The following is a 1,988-nucleotide window of genomic DNA, read 5'->3' on the forward strand; positions in this document are numbered from 1 at the left end:
GTCGAGGAGCTCCTCGACGCTGCCCGCGTACCGGTCTTCCTTCTGGACGAACACCAGGTCGTCCGCCCTGGGGAACTGGGCTCCTATGCGGAAATCGCCGCGAAGGCCGAAGAGAAGGGCCTGCTCGTTCGCTCGATCGACCTCAACGGCCAATTCCGCTGCGGGGGCAGCCGCGCGTACGAGCAATGGGTCGTGAACCTGCTCGGCCTGGCCGAGGACGCGGCAGCACCGGCTCCGTGGCCAGGTGACGATCGGTTCCAGGTCAGCGTGGCCGGCAGCCCCGCCGATCTCGAAACTCAGCTCGCCGCGAAGCTCGCCGACGGCTTCGGCGCACGCATGACCGCCGGCTTCTGCTGGAAGTGGAGCGACGCCCACACCGGCGCCAGCCTGGTCCACGATGTCGTCATCGGGGACTGGCAACGCCCCTGGAACGTCAAGGGTGACCGCGGAGTCGACGGTGCGCCGCCCTCGCAGTTGTGGGCCACCGATCCGGCCGGGTTTGGCCAGGTCGGCTGCATCTACACCGCACAGGGCTTCGAATACGACTGGAACGGCGTCATCTTCGGCCCCGACCTGGTCTGGCGCACCGACCGCTGGGTCGCTGACCCCGGTGCGAGCAAGGACACCGTCGTCGCGCGTTCGAAGGCCGGCGAGTTTGAACAGCTGATCAAGCACACGTACAAAGTCCTGCTCACCCGTGGCATGGTCGGCACGATTCTGTACTCCACCGACCCGGAAACACAGGAGATGTTCCACAACTTGAGCGGTTCCTGAAACTTCGCCGGGGCCACGCGCCTTGCTTGGGGCCTGTACAAGCGCCGCACCCACGCGCCGGCCTCGCTAGCAAGCGTTCGGGGTGTCGCACTTCGGCGGCGCACCGGGTGATCGACACGATCGGGCCGCTGCTGGCGCTGGCCCCGGTCCGCAAGCGGCGGATCGACGCGGTCGCGATCGTGGACGGCACCCTGGCGCCCACGCGAGATCACCGGCCGGCTATGCCGTCGAAGAACTACCGTTACTCGGCAGACGTGCAGATCGCGATCGACGCCGACACCCGGCTGGTGATCGCCACCGGCGACGCGCATCCAGGCAACCGCAATGGCTGCACCGTGTATCGAGACTCCGGCATCGAGTGGGAACTGCCGGGGCGTCCGGCGATGGCCGACGGCGGCTACCAAGGCAACTCCGAGGTGATCATGCCCTACCGCAAACCCCGTGACGGCAGCGATCTGCCGGATTGGCAGGAAGACCTCAACGCCGGCCACCGCAAGATCCGTGCCCGCGTCGAACACACGCTGGCGCGAATGAAGTGCTGGAAGATCTTGCGCGACTACCGCCGCGCCGCCAGCACCCTCAACGACACCGTCTCCGGCATCGCCCATCTCCACAACATCGTCCTCACTGACTGCCCCGCAACACCCGCCCACCACCCACAACATCAGTTACGAGACATCCCCTAAGGTACGGTCGCAGCTGCCTCCGCGAGGCCGTACGGGTCGACTGGTCGTCGGTCGCGGCGCACAGCTGTCTGGCCGTCTGCACTGAGTTGGCGAAACGTGGGTTTTTCGCGGAACGCCACCCGCGCAGTTTTTGGGCCCACGCCGTGGTTATTTCGGCACCCCTACCCTCAGGTCAGGCAGTAGATTCAACCGGACCGCCGCCAACCGAGCGGCCGAGTATTAAGGAAGTCACCTCAGTGCTGACAACCCGGTGGGTCGACCCGAGCGACGGGTCCGTCGCGTGGCAGGACGACTTCCAACACATCCTGGAGGCGGCCGAGATGCAGATCGACCCGATGTACCGGCGGTACGTGGCAAAAGATCCGACCGTCTTCGCCTTCGATTGCGACGCGGTTGTGGGAGTCGCGCAGGGCCACATGGTCAGAGACGGCTTTGATGCGCCCCGGGTCTGGTGCAGGTCTCGTTGTCTGTCACCGAGCCCGGGCAGGCTCGAGGGGTTGATCGTAGCGTGATGCTCGGTGGTCGGCT

General features: G+C 66.2%; 2 protein-coding genes and 1 pseudogene. All 3 read left to right on the forward strand.

Going from position 1 to position 1,988, the window contains the following annotated elements; all coding sequences use genetic code 11:
* Positions 1 to 774, forward strand: a 774-nt coding sequence (locus AB0F91_RS47110) for a DNA/RNA helicase domain-containing protein (RefSeq protein ID WP_360609038.1), incomplete at its 5' end; no start/stop codon positions are given.
* A gap of 92 nt (positions 775 to 866) precedes the next feature.
* Positions 867 to 1,460: pseudogene (locus AB0F91_RS47115) on the forward strand (transposase family protein); the annotation flags it as partial.
* 236 nt (positions 1,461 to 1,696) lie between these two features.
* Entirely contained in the window at positions 1,697 to 1,972 is a 276-nt protein-coding gene (locus tag AB0F91_RS47120) for a hypothetical protein (RefSeq protein ID WP_360609040.1), read from the forward strand.
* Positions 1,973 to 1,988: the final 16 nt, after the last annotated feature.

Source organism: Amycolatopsis sp. NPDC023774, assembly GCF_040639695.1.
Lineage (GTDB): Bacteria > Actinomycetota > Actinomycetes > Mycobacteriales > Pseudonocardiaceae > Amycolatopsis.